Annotated in this window: 12 protein-coding genes; 6 read left to right on the forward strand and 6 right to left on the reverse strand. The window is 69.2% G+C overall.

The genetic code is table 11. The features are described from left to right. Nucleotides 1-81: 81 nt before the first annotated feature. The 6 genes from ACT4N7_RS23620 (at nucleotide 82) to ACT4N7_RS23645 (ending at nucleotide 13239) form a co-directional block, all read left to right on the forward strand. Nucleotides 82-369 carry a response regulator transcription factor gene (locus ACT4N7_RS23620; RefSeq protein ID WP_444831019.1) on the forward strand — a complete coding sequence of 96 codons (288 nt, stop codon included), beginning with the start codon at nucleotides 82-84 and terminating at the stop codon, nucleotides 367-369. A gap of 47 nt (nucleotides 370-416) precedes the next feature. After that, complete coding sequence (locus tag ACT4N7_RS23625; RefSeq protein WP_444831020.1) at nucleotides 417-1319, forward strand: ABC transporter ATP-binding protein; 903 nt, start codon at nucleotides 417-419, stop codon at nucleotides 1317-1319. Continuing rightward, nucleotides 1309-2076, forward strand: coding sequence for an ABC transporter permease (locus tag ACT4N7_RS23630; RefSeq protein WP_444831021.1), 768 nt, complete (start codon nucleotides 1309-1311; stop codon nucleotides 2074-2076). Before ACT4N7_RS23625 ends, ACT4N7_RS23630 begins: the two co-directional genes overlap by 11 nt. Nucleotides 2077-2650: 574 nt before the next feature. Beyond that, nucleotides 2651-7654 (forward strand): SDR family NAD(P)-dependent oxidoreductase, encoded by a 5004-nt coding sequence (locus ACT4N7_RS23635; RefSeq protein ID WP_444831022.1) that lies wholly within the window; start codon nucleotides 2651-2653, stop codon nucleotides 7652-7654. A gap of 70 nt (nucleotides 7655-7724) precedes the next feature. Beyond that, complete coding sequence (locus tag ACT4N7_RS23640; protein ID WP_444831023.1) at nucleotides 7725-11606, forward strand: SDR family NAD(P)-dependent oxidoreductase; 3882 nt, start codon at nucleotides 7725-7727, stop codon at nucleotides 11604-11606. A 13-nt stretch (nucleotides 11607-11619) separates the two neighbouring features. Then, nucleotides 11620-13239, forward strand: a complete 1620-nt coding sequence (locus tag ACT4N7_RS23645; protein WP_444831024.1) for a condensation domain-containing protein — start codon at nucleotides 11620-11622, stop codon at nucleotides 13237-13239. On the opposite strand, the gene ACT4N7_RS23650 is transcribed toward ACT4N7_RS23645, so the two are convergent. From ACT4N7_RS23650 to ACT4N7_RS23675, 6 genes are all read right to left on the reverse strand, one after another. After that, complete coding sequence (locus tag ACT4N7_RS23650; protein ID WP_444831025.1) at nucleotides 13232-13639, reverse strand: Imm1 family immunity protein; 408 nt, start codon at nucleotides 13637-13639, stop codon at nucleotides 13232-13234. The two genes, ACT4N7_RS23645 and ACT4N7_RS23650, sit on opposite strands and share 8 nt — an antisense overlap. Further along, entirely contained in the window at nucleotides 13627-14361 is a 735-nt protein-coding gene (locus tag ACT4N7_RS23655) for a DddA-like double-stranded DNA deaminase toxin (RefSeq protein WP_444831026.1), read from the reverse strand. The genes ACT4N7_RS23650 and ACT4N7_RS23655 overlap by 13 nt, the downstream gene beginning before the upstream one ends. Before the next feature lie 110 nt (nucleotides 14362-14471). Beyond that, entirely contained in the window at nucleotides 14472-14939 is a 468-nt protein-coding gene (locus tag ACT4N7_RS23660; RefSeq protein WP_444831027.1) for a deaminase, read from the reverse strand. After that, nucleotides 14936-15625 carry a RibD family protein gene (locus ACT4N7_RS23665; RefSeq protein WP_444831028.1) on the reverse strand — a complete coding sequence of 230 codons (690 nt, stop codon included), beginning with the start codon at nucleotides 15623-15625 and terminating at the stop codon, nucleotides 14936-14938. Before ACT4N7_RS23665 ends, ACT4N7_RS23660 begins: the two co-directional genes overlap by 4 nt. Nucleotides 15626-15783: 158 nt before the next feature. Further along, nucleotides 15784-15993 (reverse strand): DUF397 domain-containing protein, encoded by a 210-nt coding sequence (locus ACT4N7_RS23670; RefSeq protein ID WP_444831029.1) that lies wholly within the window; start codon nucleotides 15991-15993, stop codon nucleotides 15784-15786. Between the two features lie 22 nt (nucleotides 15994-16015). Then, complete coding sequence (locus tag ACT4N7_RS23675; RefSeq protein ID WP_444831030.1) at nucleotides 16016-16876, reverse strand: helix-turn-helix domain-containing protein; 861 nt, start codon at nucleotides 16874-16876, stop codon at nucleotides 16016-16018. Between the last annotated feature and the right edge of the window lie 643 nt (nucleotides 16877-17519).

The following is a 17519-nucleotide window of genomic DNA, read 5'->3' on the forward strand; positions in this document are numbered from 1 at the left end:
GCCATGGCCGGGACGACATCCAGGCAACAGGACCGATTTCACGTCAAGGGAGTCCTGTGCTTGCGGGCGAAAGGATGGAACATGACGTTGTCAGGATTGCAGACGTCCGACGCGACACGGCCGGACATCGACGCCGCGAGACTGAGTCACCGTGAGTGGCAGGTGCTCGAATTGCTCGTCATCGGGTTGACGAATCGCGCCGCCGGGCGTCGGTTAGGGATCTCGGAGCGGACGGTGCGGGAGCACATCGCGCGCATTTTCCTCAAGCTGCGCGTCTCCTCGCGGGTCGAGGCGGCGGTCATCGCCACCGAATGGCGGTTGGCCAAGCAGCAGCTCACCGCCGCGCCGCCCGCGGCGATCAGCGCTTAGGAGAAAACCGTGTCGGATTCGAGGCTCAGAATGGTAAGGCGAGGCAGATGACTACCGAAGGGCTGCACGCGGAGGGACTGGTCAAGCGCTACGGCGAGGTCGTCGCGCTGGACGAGTTCACGTTGACCGCCGAGCCGGGTGAGATCGTGGGTCTGCTCGGCGCGAACGGCTCGGGCAAGACCTCGTTCGTCGAGGTTGTGGCCGGTCTGGTCCGGCCGGACGAGGGCAGTGTCCGGGTCGTCGGCGTGGACATGTTGCGCAACGCCAGGCTGGCGCGCAGCCAGTTGGGCTGCGCACCGCAGGAGGTCGCGCTGTACTTCTCGGCGACCGTGCGGCAGAACCTGGTGCTGTTCGGCGGTTTGGTGGGACTGCGCCGCGCCGCGCTGCAGGCCGCGATCGACCAGGTCGCCGGGCAGATGCAGCTCGACTCGGTGATGGACCGCCCGGTCGCGGTGCTTTCCGGCGGACAGCGCAGGCGCACCCAGGTCGCCACCGCGCTGCTCGGCACCCCGGCGCTGCTGCTGTTGGACGAGCCGACGGCCGGGGCCGACCCGCCGACCAGGGAGGCGCTGCTCACCGCGGTGCGCGCCAGGGCCGCAGCGGGCGCCGCGATCGTCTACACCACGCACTACCTGCCGGAACTGTCCGAACTGGACGCCACGCTCGCGGTTGTCAAGCGCGGCAGGGTGATCGCCCGCGGCGCCCAGGACAGTCTGCTGTCCGGGCTGCTCGGCGAGGTCCGGGTGCGGCTGGACGGCCCGATCCCCGATCGGCTGGCCGACCTCGGCCGGGTCATCGACGGCGAGCTGCACCTGCCGAGCGTCGACCCGGCGCAGACCATGGCCGGGCTGCTGGCCGACGGCCTCGTGCCGCTGACCGTCGACGTTCGCAAGCCGAGCCTCGACGACCTCTACCACTCGCTGGAAACGATGGTGTCCCATGCTGTCTGACGCGCGCTACCGGATCGGCTCGCTGGTCCGGCTCAACACGATCCTGCTGATGCGCGAGCCGGGGCCGGTGGTGAGCAGGTGGGTGATGCCACTGGTCCTCATCGCCGTGCTGCATCCGCTGTACCGGGCCGCGCTCGCGGGCGCCGGGGAAGACGTCGGCACCAAACAGATCGTCGCGGGCATGCTGGTGATGTTCTCGATGTTCGCCCTGTCGATCGTCGGGTCCGCGATCCTCACCGAGCGGTCCTGGCGCACCTGGGACCGGCTGCGCGCGACTCCGTCCGCGTCCTGGGAACTGTTGGTGGGCAAGGCGATCCCGGCGCTCGGCGTGCTCGTGATCCAGCAGGTGCTGGTGCTGGGCTTCGGGTATGTCCTGTTCGGACTGTCGATCGAGAGCCTCGGGCTGCTGGCGCTGGCCGTGTCGGCGTGGGTGCTTGCCCTGCTGTGCTTGGGCATGGCGCTCGGCGCGCTCGCCCGCAGCCACAGCGAACTGGCGGTGTTCTACGACGTCGGCGGGCTCGCGCTCACCACCCTCGGCGGTGCGCTGGTGCCGCTGACGATGATGCCGGGCTGGGCGCAATCCCTCGCCCCGCTGTCGCCCGGGTACTGGGCGATGGACTCCTACCGGTCGGCGCTGTCCGGGAACGTCGGCTCGCTGATGGTCGACGTCGCCGTGCTGCTGATGCTGGCGGTGGCCGCGGGCGCGCTCGCCGCGTGGCGCATCACCCGCGGCTGGGGCCGATCCCAGCTCCTCTGACCTGGCCGCGGTGACCCTTCCGCCCACTGACGTGCGGAAGGGGCCACCCGCCATGGCAACACGCGAACAGGCGGAAGGGCCGCCCCCGCCACCTTTCGGTGGCGATGACGGCCTTCCGCTACCGCGGGAATGTGGGAGGCGGCGTGTCGCCACAACCGCCTCCCCACATCAGGGCCTGATCAGGCCTTGCACAGGACCCGAGCGCAGAGGGCGCGGGCCGAGAGCGCACGGGCGGAGAGGGCGCGAGCCGCAGAGACAACCTTCATGGTGAACCTCCAGTAGATGATGTGAATTTCGAATTTCGATCCCCTCGGATCGGCCCGATCGGGCGATCTCCGTTTTGCTGGGGATCTCCGCCCCCGGTGTCGCTCGGGGCATGGACCAAAGTTAGCCCGCCAACTCCGCCGCCGCAATCGTCGGCAAGCTATTCGGGCCTGCAGCAATTGACCGGCAACATGCTGCCACCGCCACAACCGCACAAACCATGGTGCGGCCGTTGACAACCACCGCACGGAGTCAGACCCTTGAACCAACTACCGGGTCCCCATTCCGTCAGATGTAGAGGGTGCCATCCATGCTGGAAAACGACGAATCCTTCACGCGGTACACCACCATTCTGAAGGAATACCTGCCCCTTTCCGGGCCCGCGCCACTGGCCGCCGACGAGCGCCTGGCAGGCCTTGGCCTCGATTCGCTCAACACCGTCTCACTGTTGTTGCGGCTGGAGGAGGAATTCGAGATCAGCCTGCCCGACGAGGCGCTGACCGCGGAGACCTTCGCGACGGTCGGCTCGCTGTGGTCGGTGGTCGCGGACCACCTGACCCCGAGCCAGGCGAGCGCCATCGAGCCGATCGACCCGGCCAAGTACGACCTCACCGACGACGACCTCAGCATCGCCATCATCGGCATGGCCGGCCGGTTCCCGGGCGCGGCGGACGTCGCGACGCTCTCGGAGAACATCCGCGGCGGCGTGCACACGCTCACCCGGTTCACCGACGAGGAGCTGCTGGAGTCCGGTGTGGACCCCGCGCTGGTCGCGGACCCGAACTACGTCAAGGATCGGCCCGTTCTCGACGACATCAAGGGTTTCGACGCCGATTTCTTCGGCTACAACCCGCGTGAGGCCAAGCTCGCCGACCCGCAGCAGCGCGTTTTCCTGGAGTGCGCGTGGGAGGCCCTGGAGTTGGCCGGGTACGCGACCGCGGACGACCGCGGCCGGGTCGGCGTGTTCGGCGGCGGAAACCTGAGCACGTATGCCTTCGACCGGTTCACCCTCAACACCGGCTCGATGGAGATCACCCCGTTCGAGCTGATCATCGGCAACGACAAGGACGCGCTGTCGACCATCATCTCCTACAAGCTGAACCTGACCGGGCCGAGCGTGTCGGTGCAGACCTTCTGCTCCACCTCGGGCTCGGCGATCCACTTCGCGGTGCAGAGCCTGCGCCGCGGCGAATGCGAGATGGCGCTGGCGGGCGGGGTCTGCATCCGGGTGCCCGACAAGATCGGCTACCTCTACCAGGAGGGCGGCCAGGAAAGCCCGGACGGCTTCCTGCGCACCTTCGACGTGAACTCCCAGGGCGGCGTCTTCGGTGACGGCGCCGCGGTGGTCGTGCTCAAGCCGCTGCGCCAGGCGATGGCCGACCGCGACACCGTGCTCGCGGTGATCCGCGGCAGCGCGATGACCAACGACGGGGCGATGAAGTTCAGCTACACCGCGCCCAGCGTCGTCGGCCAGGGCCAGGCGGTCGCCGCCGCGCTCGCCGACGCCCGGGTCGACCCGGCCGACGTGACCTATGTGGAGGCGCACGGCACGGCGACCGAACTGGGCGACCCGATCGAGGTCGCAGGCCTCACCCGGGGCTACGGCGACGTGGGCAAGAAGCAGTACTGCGCGATCGGGTCGGTCAAGACCAACGTCGGACACCTCGACCGCGCCGCGGGCGTCACGGGCCTGATCAAGATCGTGGAATCCATGCGGCACGAGATGATCCCGGCGCTGCTGCACTTCACCAGCCCCAACCCCGAGATCGACTTCGCGAACAGCCCGTTCTTCCCGGCGGCCGAGACGATGTCCTGGCCGCGCAGCGAACTGCGGCCGCGCATCGCCGGGCTGAACTCGCTCGGCGTCGGCGGCACCAACGTGCACGTCGTGGTCCAGGAGGCCGACGAGCACGCCGACCGGCCGGTCAACCCGCGCCGCTGGCAGTTCCTGCCGGTGTCCGCGCGCACCGAGAACGCCGTCCAGGAGTCCTGCGGGCGCCTCGGCGGGCACCTCGACGCCGGGCACGCGGTCGATCTCGCCGACATCGCGTTCACCCTGCAGGCCGGGCGCCAGTTGTTCAACCACCGCCGGGTCGCCGTCGTGGACTCGGTCAGCGGCGCGGCCACGGTCTTCGGCGACGGCGCCAAGGGCAAGCTGCTGGGCCGATCCGACACCACCCACGGCCGGAACACCGCGTTCCTGCTCGCGGGCGTCGGCGAGCACTACGCGGGCATGGCGGCCGAGCTGTACGAGCAGGAGCCCACGTTCCGCGCGTACGTTCAAGAATGTCAGTCCATTTTGGACGACCACAATGGACTGAACGTCACCACGGTGCTCACCGAAGCGGGCGAGCGCGACGGCGCGGCGGACCTGGCGCGGCTGATGGGCCGGGCCACCGACACCGGCGCCGAGTCGCCGATGAACCGCACCGAGATCGCCCAGCCCGCCGTGTTCGTGGCCGAGTACGCCCTCGCCAAGACCCTGATGGACTGGGGTGTCACGCCGTCGCTGCTGGTCGGCTACAGCGTCGGCGAGTACGTCGCCGCCTGCCTCGCGGGCGTACTGTCCCTTTCGGACGCGCTGCGGCTGGTGGCCCACCGCGCCGAGCTGATCGCCGCGCAGCCGCGCGGTGCGATGCTCGCGGTCGGCCTGAGCCCCGACGCACTGCGGACCAGGGTGCCCGACCTGCACGAGCGCGGCCTCGACGTGGCCACCCTCAACGGCGCCCAACTCGTTGTGGCGGGCCCGATCGACGCGGTCGGCGCGCTGGCCGAGGAGCTGCGTGCCGAGCGCGTGGCGTGCCGGGAACTGGAGACCACGCACGCGTTCCACTCGCGCATGCTGGCCCCGGTCGCCGAGCCGCTCACCGTGTGGATCAAGGACAACGTCACGCTCAACGCCCCGACCATCCCCTATATCTCCAATGTCACCGGCGAGTTGGCGACCCCGGAGCTGGTCACCGACCCGGGCTACTGGGCCAAGCACATGTGCGGCACCGTCCGCTTCGCCGAGTGCCTCGCCACCGCGCTGGGCCACGGCGAGCCCGCGTTCGTCGAAATCGGCGCGGGCAAGTCGCTGGGCGCGATGCTGCGCACGCACCCGGACTGCGGCATCGAGCGCTGGCCGCTGATCGTGTCCACCCAGCCGGGTGCGGCCGAGGAGGTCGCCGCGGGGGCCACCCTGACCACCGCGCTGGCCAAGTTGTGGCTCGCGGGCGTCGGCTTCGACTGGCACGCCTACCACGGCACCCCGGACACCGACGCGTGGCGACCCGGCCGCGTGCACCTGCCGACCTACCCCTTCCAGCGCCAGGAGCACTGGTGGGAGTCGGCCAAGCCGCGCAAGAAGGGCTCGTCCGCGCGGCAGACCGAGTCCGGCGGCCTCGCCGACCAGCTCGACACGCTGCCCCGGATGGCCGAGGACCGCTGGCTGCACCTGCCGGTGTGGCGCCAGACCGCGCCGCGGCCGCCGCTGCCCACCGAGGGCGCGCACTGGCTGATCTACACCGACGCGGGCAGCCGCGCCGAGGCCGACGCGCTCGCCGGACGGCTGCGCGACGCGGGCCACGAGGTCACCTACGCCCTGCTCGGCGACCGGTTCGCCGACACCGACGACGGCTACCTGATCCGCCCTGGCAGCGCCGAGGACACGCTCTCGATGCTCACCGCGCTGCGCGCCGAGCGCAGCCTGCCCGCCCGGGTCGTGCACCTGTGGACGATGAATCCGCGTGGCGCCACGGTTCCCGAGGTGATCCAGCGGGGTCTGCACACGCTGGTCGCGCTGGCCAGGACCATGCAGGAGATCGGCGTCGACGCCTGGAAGCTCGACGTCGTCGGCACCGGCACGCACCAGCTTTCCGAGGACGAGCCCATCCACCCGGACCGGGCCACCGTGATCGGCCCGTGCCGGATGATCCCGGTCGAGTACGCCCAGGCCGCCGCCCGGCTGATCGACTTCCCGGCGCACGAGCCGGTGCCGGTCGGCGACCTGATGGAGGAGCTGCTCGCCGAGCCGCAGGACCGGATCGTGGCGCTGCGCCGCGGCCGCCGGTTCGTGCCGACCTTCGACACCGTGATCGACAGCCCGCCGACCGACAAGCAGGTCCCGATCCGCACGGGCGGGGTGTACCTGGTCACCGGCGGCCTCGGCGGGATCGGCCAGGCGATGGCCGAGCGCCTCGCCGAGCACCACCAGGCCCGACTTGTCCTCTTTGGACGGACGCCGGTACCGCCGCGCGAGCAGTGGGACGCGATCCTCGCCGACGCCGCGGCACCGGAGGAGGTGCGCAGGCGGCTGGAAGGCTTGCGGCGACTGGAATCCCTCGGCATCGAGTTCGAGCTGGTCGCGGGCGACGTCGCCGACCCTGCCGACGTCCGGCGCGCGGTGGCCGTCGCGATCGACCGCTTCGGCGAGCTGAACGGTGTCCTGCACGCCGCTGGTGTGCCCGGCGTCGGGCTCATGCAGTTCAAGAGCAACGCCGAGATGGACCGGGTGCTGGCGCCCAAGGTGGCGGGCACGCTGGCCCTGGCCGACGCGCTGGCCGACGTGCCGATCGACTTCCTGGTGCTGTTCTCCTCCATCGCCTCCGCGACCGGAGCCCTCGGCCAGACCGATTACTGCGCCGCCAACGTGTTCCTCGACGGGTTCGCCCAGAGCGGCGCGCTCCCGCAGGCCAAGGTGGTCTCGATCGGCTGGGGCGAGTGGACCTGGAACGGCTGGACCGCGGGCCTCGCGGGCTACGAGCCCGCGCTGCGCGAGTACCTCCAGCAACACCGGGCCTACATCGGCATCAGCTTCGACGAGGGGTGGCGCGCGCTGCGCCGAGTCCTCGCGGGCAGGCACAAGCACGTCATCGTGAACACCCAGGACTTCGCCACGATGGTCGAGGAGAGCCGCGACTACACGATGGCCAACGTCCAGGCCGCCGCGCAGGCCAACCGCGGCGCGGGCCGCGGGCCGCGCCCGGACCTGTCCACCCAGTTCATCGCGCCGCAGTCCGCGGCGGAGCGGACCATCGCCGAGATCTGGTGCGACGCACTGGGTCTGGAGAAGGTCGGCACGGAGGACAACTTCTTCGAGCTCGGCGGCACCTCGCTGATCGGCGTCGGGATCATGGACACCATCCGCCGGGCGCTCAAGCTGGACGAGTTGGCCCCGCACGTGCTCTACCAGGCACCCACCGTCGGCGGTCTCGCCGGGGTGATCTCCGGCGCCGCGTCGGAGAAGACCACAGACGTCGCCGACCGCACGGGCCAGCAGCGCGCCCGCCAGCAGCGTCGTCGCGAGCTCCAGCGGAGCGGGAGGCAGTCATGAATGAGCTTGCGCGCGAATCAGTGTCACAGGGCGTCCGCGAGGGGCATCACGGAGCCTGCGAGGGATTGTCATGAACGACACCAACTACGAGTCCGCGATCGCCATCGTCGGGATGTCCGGCCGATTCCCGGGCGCGGCGAACGTCGACGAGCTGTGGCGCAACCTGCTCGCTGGCAAGCCAGGGTTGCGGCCGCTCACCGAGGACGAGCTGACCGCGGCGGGCATCAGCCCGGCCCTGCTGGCCAACCCGAACTACGTGCGCTACGGCGCGCCGGTCGCTGACATCGACCAGTTCGACGCGGGCATGTTCGGGTTCAGCAGGCGCGAGGCGGAGACGATGGACCCGCAGCACCGGCTGTTCCTGGAGTGCTCGTGGGAGGCGATCGAGAGCGCGGGCTACGCGCCGAACGACGCGCCGGGCAAGGTCGGCGTGTTCGCGGGCAGCGGCTTCCCCGACTACATGCTCAACGTCGCCGACAAGCTCAACTCCGAGCCGGGCGGCCAATTGCTGCTCGCGGTGGGCAACGAGCGGGACTCGTTGGCCTCGATGCTGTCCTACAAGCTGGACCTGCGCGGGCCCAGCGTCACCGTGCAGACGTTCTGCTCGACGTCGCTGGTCGCCACGCACCTGGCGGCGCAGAGCCTGCTCAACTACGAGTGCGACATGGCGGTCGCTGGCGGGGTCTACCTGTCGCTGCCGCAGCACGCGGGCTACCTGTTCGAAGAGGGCAGCATCACCACCCCGGACGGCCGGATCCGCAGCTTCGACGCCGCCGCGCGCGGCACCGTGCTCGGCAACGGCGTCGCGGTGGTCACCCTCAAGCGGATGACCGACGCGCTCGCCGACGGCGACCCGATCCACGCGGTGATCCTCGGCTCGGCGGTCAACAACGACGGGCGGGCCTGCGCGGGCTACACCGCGCCGGGCGTCGACGGACAGTCCGAAGTGGTCGAACTCGCGCTCGGCGTCGCCGACGTCAAGTCCGAAACAGTTGGCTACGTCGAGTGCCACATGACCGGCACCCAGCTCGGCGATTCGATCGAGCTGGCGGCGCTGAGCCGGGTGTTCCAGAACCCGCCCGCGGTCCCGACCGTGCTGAGCACGCTCAAGCCCAGCATCGGCCACCTCGACCGCGCCTCCGGCGTCGCCGGGCTCATCAGGACCACGATGGCGTTGCGGGACAAGGTGTTGCCCGGTACGCCCGGGTTCGAGACGCCCAACTCGACACTGGCCGCGGCCAAGGACCGGTTCCGCGTGCTGACCGAGCCGCAGCCCTGGGCGCCCGCGGACCACCCGCGCCGCGCCGGGGTCAGCTCGTTCGGCTTCGGCGGCACCAACGCGCACGTGGTGCTGGAGGAGGCGCCGCCGGTGCCCGCCGCGCCCGCGCGCCCGGGGCCGCACCTGCTGGTGCTCTCCGCGCGTGACCTCGACGCCCTCTACGGCGGCATCGAGCGGCTGCGGGCGCACCTGGAAAGCCACCGCGACCAGGACCTGGCCGACGTGGCGCACACCCTGCAGCAGTCGCGCGCGAGCTTCCTGCTGCGCTGGGCCGTGGTCTGCCACGACCACGACGACGCGCTGGCCGCGCTGGCCGACCAGAGCCGCTGGATCATCGGCGAGGCACCGCGGCCGGACGGTCCGGTCGCGCTTCGGTTGTGTGCCCCCGGAACCGCGTCGGATCAGCGGTGGCGCGAAGTCGCCGCGGCCCTGCACCGGCTGGTCCCGCCGAACGAGCAGGTCCCGAACCGGTCGCCTGCCGAGGAATCCGGCGACTACGCCGTCGGCCTCACCGCCGCCGACACCCTGACCCGGCTCGGTGTGCGGGTCGCGTCGATCGTCGGCGACCCGGGCGCCGAGGCGCTGGCCGAGCGGCTGTCGGCCGACTTCGGCATCGCCGGGCAGCTCGCCGACGACGAGGGCATGTCAGCGGAGTTCGTACTGGAACCGGCCGACGACGAGCCCGCCGACGAGTGGCTGCTCACCGCGCTCGCCCTGCTGTGGCAGGCGGGCACCCGGCTCGACTGGGCCGGTCTGCACCCCGGCACCCCGCGCCGGGTGACGCTGCCGACCTATCCGTTCCAGCGCAAGCGGTACTGGGTCGAGCGGCCCAAGAACTCGGCGCAGCCGGTGGAATCCACCGAGCGGACCGGCGACGTCGGCCGGTGGACGCACCTCGCGTCGTGGCGGCAGCGGCACGTGCCCTTCGGCGACCTCGCCGAGCGGGCCAGGGCCGCGGGCCCGTGGCTGCTGTTCGGCGCGGAGGCGGGCGCCGACACGGTGGCCGACCTGCTCACCGAGTACGGCGCCGACGTCACCGTGGTCCGTCCCGGCGCGGCGTTCGGCCAGTTGGACGACGGCAGCTTCGTGGTCCGGCCGGACAGCGCCGAGGACCTCGACCAGGTCTTCGCCGCGCAGGTGTTCGCACCGCGCACCGTGGTGCACGGGTTCGCCCTCGCCCCCCTCGGTGCGGAAACCGACCCGGTGCGCCGCTTCGACGATGCCCAGCCGCACGGCTTCCACTCCGCGCTCGCCCTGGCGGATGCCCTGGAGCGGGCGGGCGGCGACGACCCGATCGAGCTGGTGCTGCTCACCGACGGCGCCGTCGAGGTCGCGGGCGGCGACCTGCGCTGCCCCGAGCACGCCACCCTGTCCGGCCTGGCACCCGTGCTGGCGCAGGAGAACCCGGTGCTGACGTGCAGGCACGTCGACCTCGACGCCAGTCGCGGCGACCTCGACCGGCTGGCCCGGCAGATCGTCGCCGAGTCGGTCACCGAGCACGCCGGTCCGGTGGCCTGGCGCGGCAACCGGCGCTGGCTGCGGGCGTACGAGGCCCAGCCGCTGCCCGCGCCCGACCTCGCCGCGAGCCCGCTGCTGGCGGGGTCCACGGTGCTGGTCACCGGCGGGCTCGGCAACGTCGGGCTGCTGCTGGCCCGGCACCTGGCCACCACCCGTGGCTGCAAGCTGGTGCTCACCACGCGCTCGGCCCTGCCGCCGCGCGCCGAGTGGGCGGACCGGGTGGCGGCGGCCACGCCCGGGGACAAGATCGCCCGCTACCTCCAGCGGGTACTGGACCTGGAGGTAGCGGGCGCGCAGGTGCTGGCGATGTCGGCCGACATCGCCGACGGCGACCGGATGGCCGAGGTCGTGGCCGCCGCCGAGGAGCGCTTCGGCGGGATCGACGCGGTGGTGCACGCGGCGGGCGTGCAGGACAGCGCGTTCTTCGGCGTCGCGCACACCATGGACCGCGCGGCGTGCGACGCGCACCTGCGCGCCAAGGTGCACGGATTCCTGCACCTGCAACGGTTGTTGGCCGACAAGGTGTCCGGGCCGCGGATCACCCTGTCGTCGCTGTCGGCGATACTCGGCGGGCTCACCTACGGCCCGTACGCCGCGAGCAACGCCGCCCTCGACGCCTACGTCCTTGCCGCGCGCGACGAGAACGCGGGCCGCTGGGTGAGCGTCGACTGGGACGCCTGGCAGAACCCGGCGGCCACGATCCCGGTCGCGGGCTTCGAGATGGCGCCCGACGAGGGCATCGAGGTCTTCGAGCGGGCGCTCGCCGCGGTCGACGAGATCGGCAGGCTGGTGATCTCCACCGGCTCGCTGGGCGCCCGGCACGACCAGTGGGTGGTGCGGGCGGGTGCGGCCGACGCGGCCGACGCCGCCGACGACCGCCCGGTCGAGCCGCGGCCCGCCCTGGCCCAGCCCTACATCGAGCCCGCGAACCCGCTGGAGCGCACGCTGGCCGAGATCTGGGCCACGGTGCTGCGGCTGGACCGCGTCGGCGTCGAGGACGATTTCTACCGGCTGGGCGGCGACTCGATCGTGTCGATCGACCTCATCGCCCGGATTCGCAAGGCGTTGAAGGTCGCGATCCCGGTGACGGCCCTGCTGGAGGAGGCGACCGTGCGCAAACTGGCCGGTCGCGTCGCCGCTCTCACCGACGCGTGATCGGAAGGTTGACATGGGTGCGCGCAGAACCGCTTCGCTGAGTTGGGGCCAGCGCAACATCTGGCTGGACCACCACCAGTTGCCGCCGCGGGCGCGGCACGAGCTGAACTTCTCGATCAGCTACACGCCGCCGCCGGGTTCGACGGTGGCGAACCTGAAGCTGGCACTGGACAGTATGGCTCGGCGGTACGAGTCGCTGCGCAGCACCTACGGCTGGGAAGCGGGCCGGGGGGTCGTCCAACGGGTCGACTCCCCGCGCCCGGTGCCCGTCCGCTGTCACGACACGGCGGAGCGGCCCGAGGTGTCGGTCACCGAGGTCGTCGCCGAGGTCACCGAGGCCGAGTTCCGGCTGGACGAGCAGTGGCCGATGCGGGCGTGCGTCATCAGCACCGACTCGGTGCCCAAGCTCATGGTCGTCGTCGGCCACCACATCGCCGTGGACGACTGGAGTCTGGAGGGGATGAAGCGGGAGTTCGCCGAACTGCACGCGGATCTGGTCGCCAAGCGCCCGGTGCGGCTGGCGTCGGTGCGCCACCACCCGGTCGACCTGGCGGGGTACGAGGCGTCCCCGGCCGGGGTCGCCGCGAGCGCCCGCGCACTGTCCTATTGGGACCGTACGCTGGCGCAGGTGCCCACCGACCAGTTCACCGCGCGGCGCGGACCGGGGCAGGAGCCGCACAGTGCCACACTGTCCTCGCCCGCCGCGCTGGCCGCGGCCCACGATCTGGCCACCCGGCACGGGGTGTGGCCCTCGCTGGTGCACACCGCGGCGTTCGCGGCCGTGCTGAGCGCGTACACCGGCAGTGGTGGGGTGGCGTACCGGACGTATGCGAGCAACCGGGACCTGCCGTTGCACGCGGACATGATGAGCTGCCTGTTCCTGCCGGTGCTGGTGCACACCGACTGCGCCGACGATCCGGCGTTCGACGAGGTGGTCCGCCGCACTGCGAAGACCTGCGGCGAGGCCATGGACCACTCGTACTCCGCGTACGACGAAGCCCTGGAACTGGTCGCCCGCCACGGTTTCGCCCGCGGCGCCGACCTCCGCCTCGGCACGGCCGTCAACTACCTGAAGTACCCGGACAAGACCCGCGGCGGCGGTCGCACGGTGTTCAACCGCAACGCCGTCCCCACCCACTGGTCCCTCCTGGGCGCCGACTGCTACCTCAGAATCAGCGAGTGGCAGGACTGCGCCGTCACCACCCTCTACGCCGCGGACACCGTCATCTCGGCCGCCGACGTCGAACACTTCCTGCGCGGGATGGAGGCCGTACTCGTGCGCGCGGCAGCATCGGAAGATGCGGTGCGGGTGTCCGACATTCCCGCCCTGGCATCGTTTTCCCCGATCCCGGCGCGGGCGGGGGCCGACTCACCCACCCTGCCCGCCCTGTCGAGCGCGGCCGAACAAGCGTTGATCGCAGCCGTTTCGGCGGCCAATGATCTGTCTACTGTGGACCCGACGTTGCCCTACGTGCCCGCGGGCGGCCGAGTCCTGCACATCCCCCGCACCTGCGACCTCCTGCACGCGGACGGCTGGACCCCGCCGTCCCTGCACCTGCTCACCGGCACCCACCCACTACACGCCATCGCCGCCACCATGTCCCGCGCGGAACAACTCGCGGCCTTCACCTGATCACCCCCGGCTTCCGGCCCGTTTCCAAGAATTCCGCAAGCCCCAGCTGTACTACTTCAATGGGCACTTCCACGCTGGCCCGCACCGGGCTCAGATTTCCCATGTAGATGTATTCGACCCGCTCGTCCGGGTCGCCGTCGCCGCGTGTCCAGCCACCGTCCACCGCACCGTAGCCGATGAACCCCTTGGTAGCACCCAATCCGACTTGCAATACTGCGGACTGTGGATCGCAGGCAATTGTGGCCTGGACCATGGCCGGAGCCTCGTGGGTTGCTGTTTCTACCTGAACCCGGTGGATAAACGCCTGCAACTCGGCCGGGGTGCTGACGAGGATCGGGGGGTCGCCGGCGCCGAAGTCGTTCTCTGGTTCCTGGTCGTACCAGATTTCTAGCGTGACCACCGCGCGCCTCCTGTGAATGTCTTTCGATAGTTCGGTCCGTGTACGGTAATGGTGTAGCCTGCAGGCAAGACTATCGGAAGCAACTTCTCGCAACCGTACGGGCCGTGACACGGTCGATTATTTATCACGACATCGATATGCTGTGTCTTGTTGTGCCTCATCTGTACGGCAAGTTTCATTTCGACGTGCGCGACGTTGACCGGTTCCATCATGGGTGGCATACCGGCCTGTTGCAGCAGACGCCAAGCCTCGACGGAGTCGTCGTCCTCGCCGCTAACCAGTTCGTGCTCGCGGCCGTGGCCGTCAATCCATCGGCCGTGAGTCTTCTTGCGGCCGGGGTTCGGCTTGGGAACGGGGGGCGGCAGCCGCTGGCGGAGGACATCGGCTTGTCCCGCAGTCAGGCCAACCGGCGCGGGGGGCCTGCTGGTTGTCGGTCCGTTCGGCTGCGCCGGGGACGGCGTGCCGGTTGCACCAATCTGGGCCAGGTAGCGCTGAAAGATCGATAGTACCTGGTCGAGAAGCCTGGTGACGTGCTCGACCGACTGCCGCGCGTCCTGGCAGAGTTGTGCGGACTGAGGCAGTTCCGACGCGGATGATCCCTGCGCCAGACGTGCGATCCGCTCCTCTGCCTCGCGCAGGTCAGCTATGGCCTGGTTCAGGCTGTCAGTGGGAAAGCTAGCCAACGCGGCAGTGAGCCGCGCGACGAGTGCAGTGATTGACACTTCGCCCCCTGGGTAGCCATACCGTGCCCACTCTGACGCATCCCGCACGAGCTTTGGTCAGGCAGTCGAACACCGTCGATTGGGTTCCTCGCCGCCGATGGTCGACGTACTCACGCACTCCCTTCGTCGAGTGCGAGGTGCTGGTTTGCGGCGCTAGCGGCGTCAGCCATCTCGGGGAGGTCCAGTACGGTTACCCCGCCAGCGGTCAGGACTTTGACTCCGATGCATTCGGCCACGAACAGTGCTGGTTCCCGCCAGGCGATCACGACGCGGCGAATGCCGGTGGCGAGAATCAGTTGGGCGCAGGGTGTGGGCCGGCTGGCACGTTGGGAGCAGGGCTCCATCGTGGTGTACAGGGTCGCGGCCGACAGATCAATTGGAGTGGTAGTCAGCTTTGCCAGCGCCGATTCCTCGGCGTGAATTGTGGAGCCATCCTCCCGCGAATACCCACAGGAGATCTCGCGCCCGTCACGAATGACTACAGCGCCAACTGAGTAGGCCGTTTTCGACGGCGGACACTTGTGTGAGAGCGTAATTGCTCTACGCATCCATTTGTGGTCGTCGATGGTGGGATTCACGACGCCGCACCATCGATCTTGGGCTTGTATCGCAACAGAACTACGTCGCCGACGACCCTAGCTTCTTCAAGGTGCATGCGACGGGTCGATCCACCCGGATAGGTGGCTGGATAGAGAAATCGTGGCGCGTCGACTTCTCCGACCACAAGCGGAGCAATGGCCATGTGGATTTCGTCGGCCAGGCCGGCGGACAGGAACGCGGTGTGAATTCGTCCACCGCCCTCAATCATTAGCGTCCGCACGCCACGGCCGCCAAGGTCGTCAAGGAGTTCACCGAAGTCAATCTGTGAGCCTAGCGAGACAACATCTGCCAGGCCGGCAAAAGTGTCCTGCAACTTCTCGGCCCCTGTGTCGGTGGTGTAGATGACCTTTTTGTCGCCGTGGTGCCAGAACTTGAGATTGGGGTCAAGGTTTCCGCTCCCGGTCACAGTGACTTTCATCGGATAGGCAGGTAGGCCACGGGCAATGCGGTCGACACGGCGCTGCTCGCTGTTGACCAGCAGCCGGGGGTTGTCGGCGCGCATTGTTGCGGCGCCGATGAGAATCGCGTCTGATTCGGCGCGAACTTGGTCGACTCGATCGAAGTCGGCTGTATTGGAAAGCAGCAGCCGCTCTGGGCTGATGTCGTCAATATGGCCGTCGATGCTGACGGCGACGCTGAGCAGCACGTACGGGCGCCGGGACATTCGTCGCCTTCCTTGTGGTCGCCGAATTACACCAGGTGGGGTATGGCGTCGCGCATGGCTGTTATGAAGTCGCTGACCTCCTCCCTCGAATCGGCGAAAAGTCGGCATATTTTTCGTTGTCTCGCACTCCGCACGAGTGCAGGGTAGGTTTTTGGCGTTCAGTCGCGCTGGCGGAAACGTCCGGCTTTGGTGGCGGCTGTGAAGCTGCGCCATTGCCGAGCCGAGAAGGCCAGCAGCGGGCTCTCGGCACCGAGCTTGGTATCGCGTACTGCCCGAGCGTCAAGGGTTGCGCCAATCTCCACACAGTTGTTCGGATCACCCGAGCTGTATGAGGACGTGCGCCAGTGGGAGAACGTGACCGGGTTCATGTGGCCGCTCCTTCAAGATGGATCACTCGTAGCCATCGGCCAGTCGCAGCAGCATCTCTTTGGACTGCACCAAGTCCAGCGCTGCGCCGACAAACCGCTGCCACAAGTTACTGTAGGTCGCGACGGACTCGTGGTCGTCCCGGTAGCGACCGTCGTCGTAGTCCTCCAGGTAGACGTACTCCAGTGGCCCCGACTTCCCGGGCGACGGGATGCGGAACATGGTGAACGGGTACATGCAGCCAGGCGGGTAGGTTCGCGCCCGAAACGGCAGCACTTGGAGGTGCACGTTCGGCAGCTCGGCGATGCTGGCGACGTGCCGGAGTTGGTCTTGCATGACGGTGTCGTCACCCACCATCCGCCGAACGGCCGACTCCGAGACCACGAAGCCGATCTGCGGTGCGTTCGGCTTGGTGAGTACCTGTTGACGCTCAACCCTGGCCTTGACGGCGTTCTCCAGCGCCCGGTCGGTGAGCTGCCAGCCACTGTCAGCCCAGAGGGCGCGAATGTACTTCTCGGTCTGGAGCAAGCCGGGGATCATCTCGCTCTGGTAGTGGTTGATCACGCTGGCGTCTTCTTCGAGGTCGACCGCCATCCGAAAGAACTTGCCGTAGATCGAGCGGTAGCCGGACCAGCGGCCACGCTGCTTGCAGTGCTTGGCGGTGTCGAGCGCCCAGGCTTTCTCGTCGGCCGTCGCACCGAGGGCATCGTAGAGAAGCCCGATGTCAAGCGGCCGGACGCTCGACTGGCCGTTCTCCAGGCGGGACAGCTTGGTGGCCTGGTTGCCCAGCACCTCGATGGCTTGGGCCAGGGTCCAGCCGCGAGCTTCGCGCAGCCGCTTGAGTTCCTTGCCAAGCTGGAGCTGAAGCACGGTCGGAGTTGGCATGTGGATCAGCCTTCCATGGTGACGCGACGGATGCGTACCGCCCGTCCCGGTCACGACAGCATTGCTCAGTAACATCCTACGGTTCATCCGAACGGGGTAGCGCGCTCGGTTCAATAGGATGTTACGGTGAGATCGCTCGCATCAACGGCAGGATCTCACCGAGACATATCACTAGCGTTACCGCCCCCTATCACCGCAGGTGAGGCGGCATCACCACGCTCGCGGGAGGCACCACTTCCGTGTCCCGTGGCGGTGCAGTCGGGATGCGATGGGCGCTAGGTGGTGTGGGTCGGTTGTGATTCCCGCATGGCCGCATGGGCACCTGCCGAGTCAGATCGGCAACTCAGCGGCTGCGGCGAACCCGTGGCGTTTCATGTCCGAATGGATCACCCGGACAGCGCTCGGGTTCGCCGCCTCGGTTCGCAAGTGTCGCGAAGCGACCACCGACCAACCAACCACCGGGAGCGTTGCATCGTGACTCAGGCATCGACGGTCTATCACCCCCACAAGTCCCGTATCCCCTGTACCGATGGGTTCGACCGGGAGCGCTCTGTCGGGTTGTGGGCGGCTCCGACCAGTGGTCGGGTGGTGCTGGTGGCTCCGCCGGCGGAGACGGCGTTGTTCACACCTGCCCAGGCGCGGG

Source organism: Actinokineospora sp. (genome assembly GCF_052390155.1).
Classification (GTDB): Bacteria; Actinomycetota; Actinomycetes; order Mycobacteriales; family Pseudonocardiaceae; genus Actinokineospora.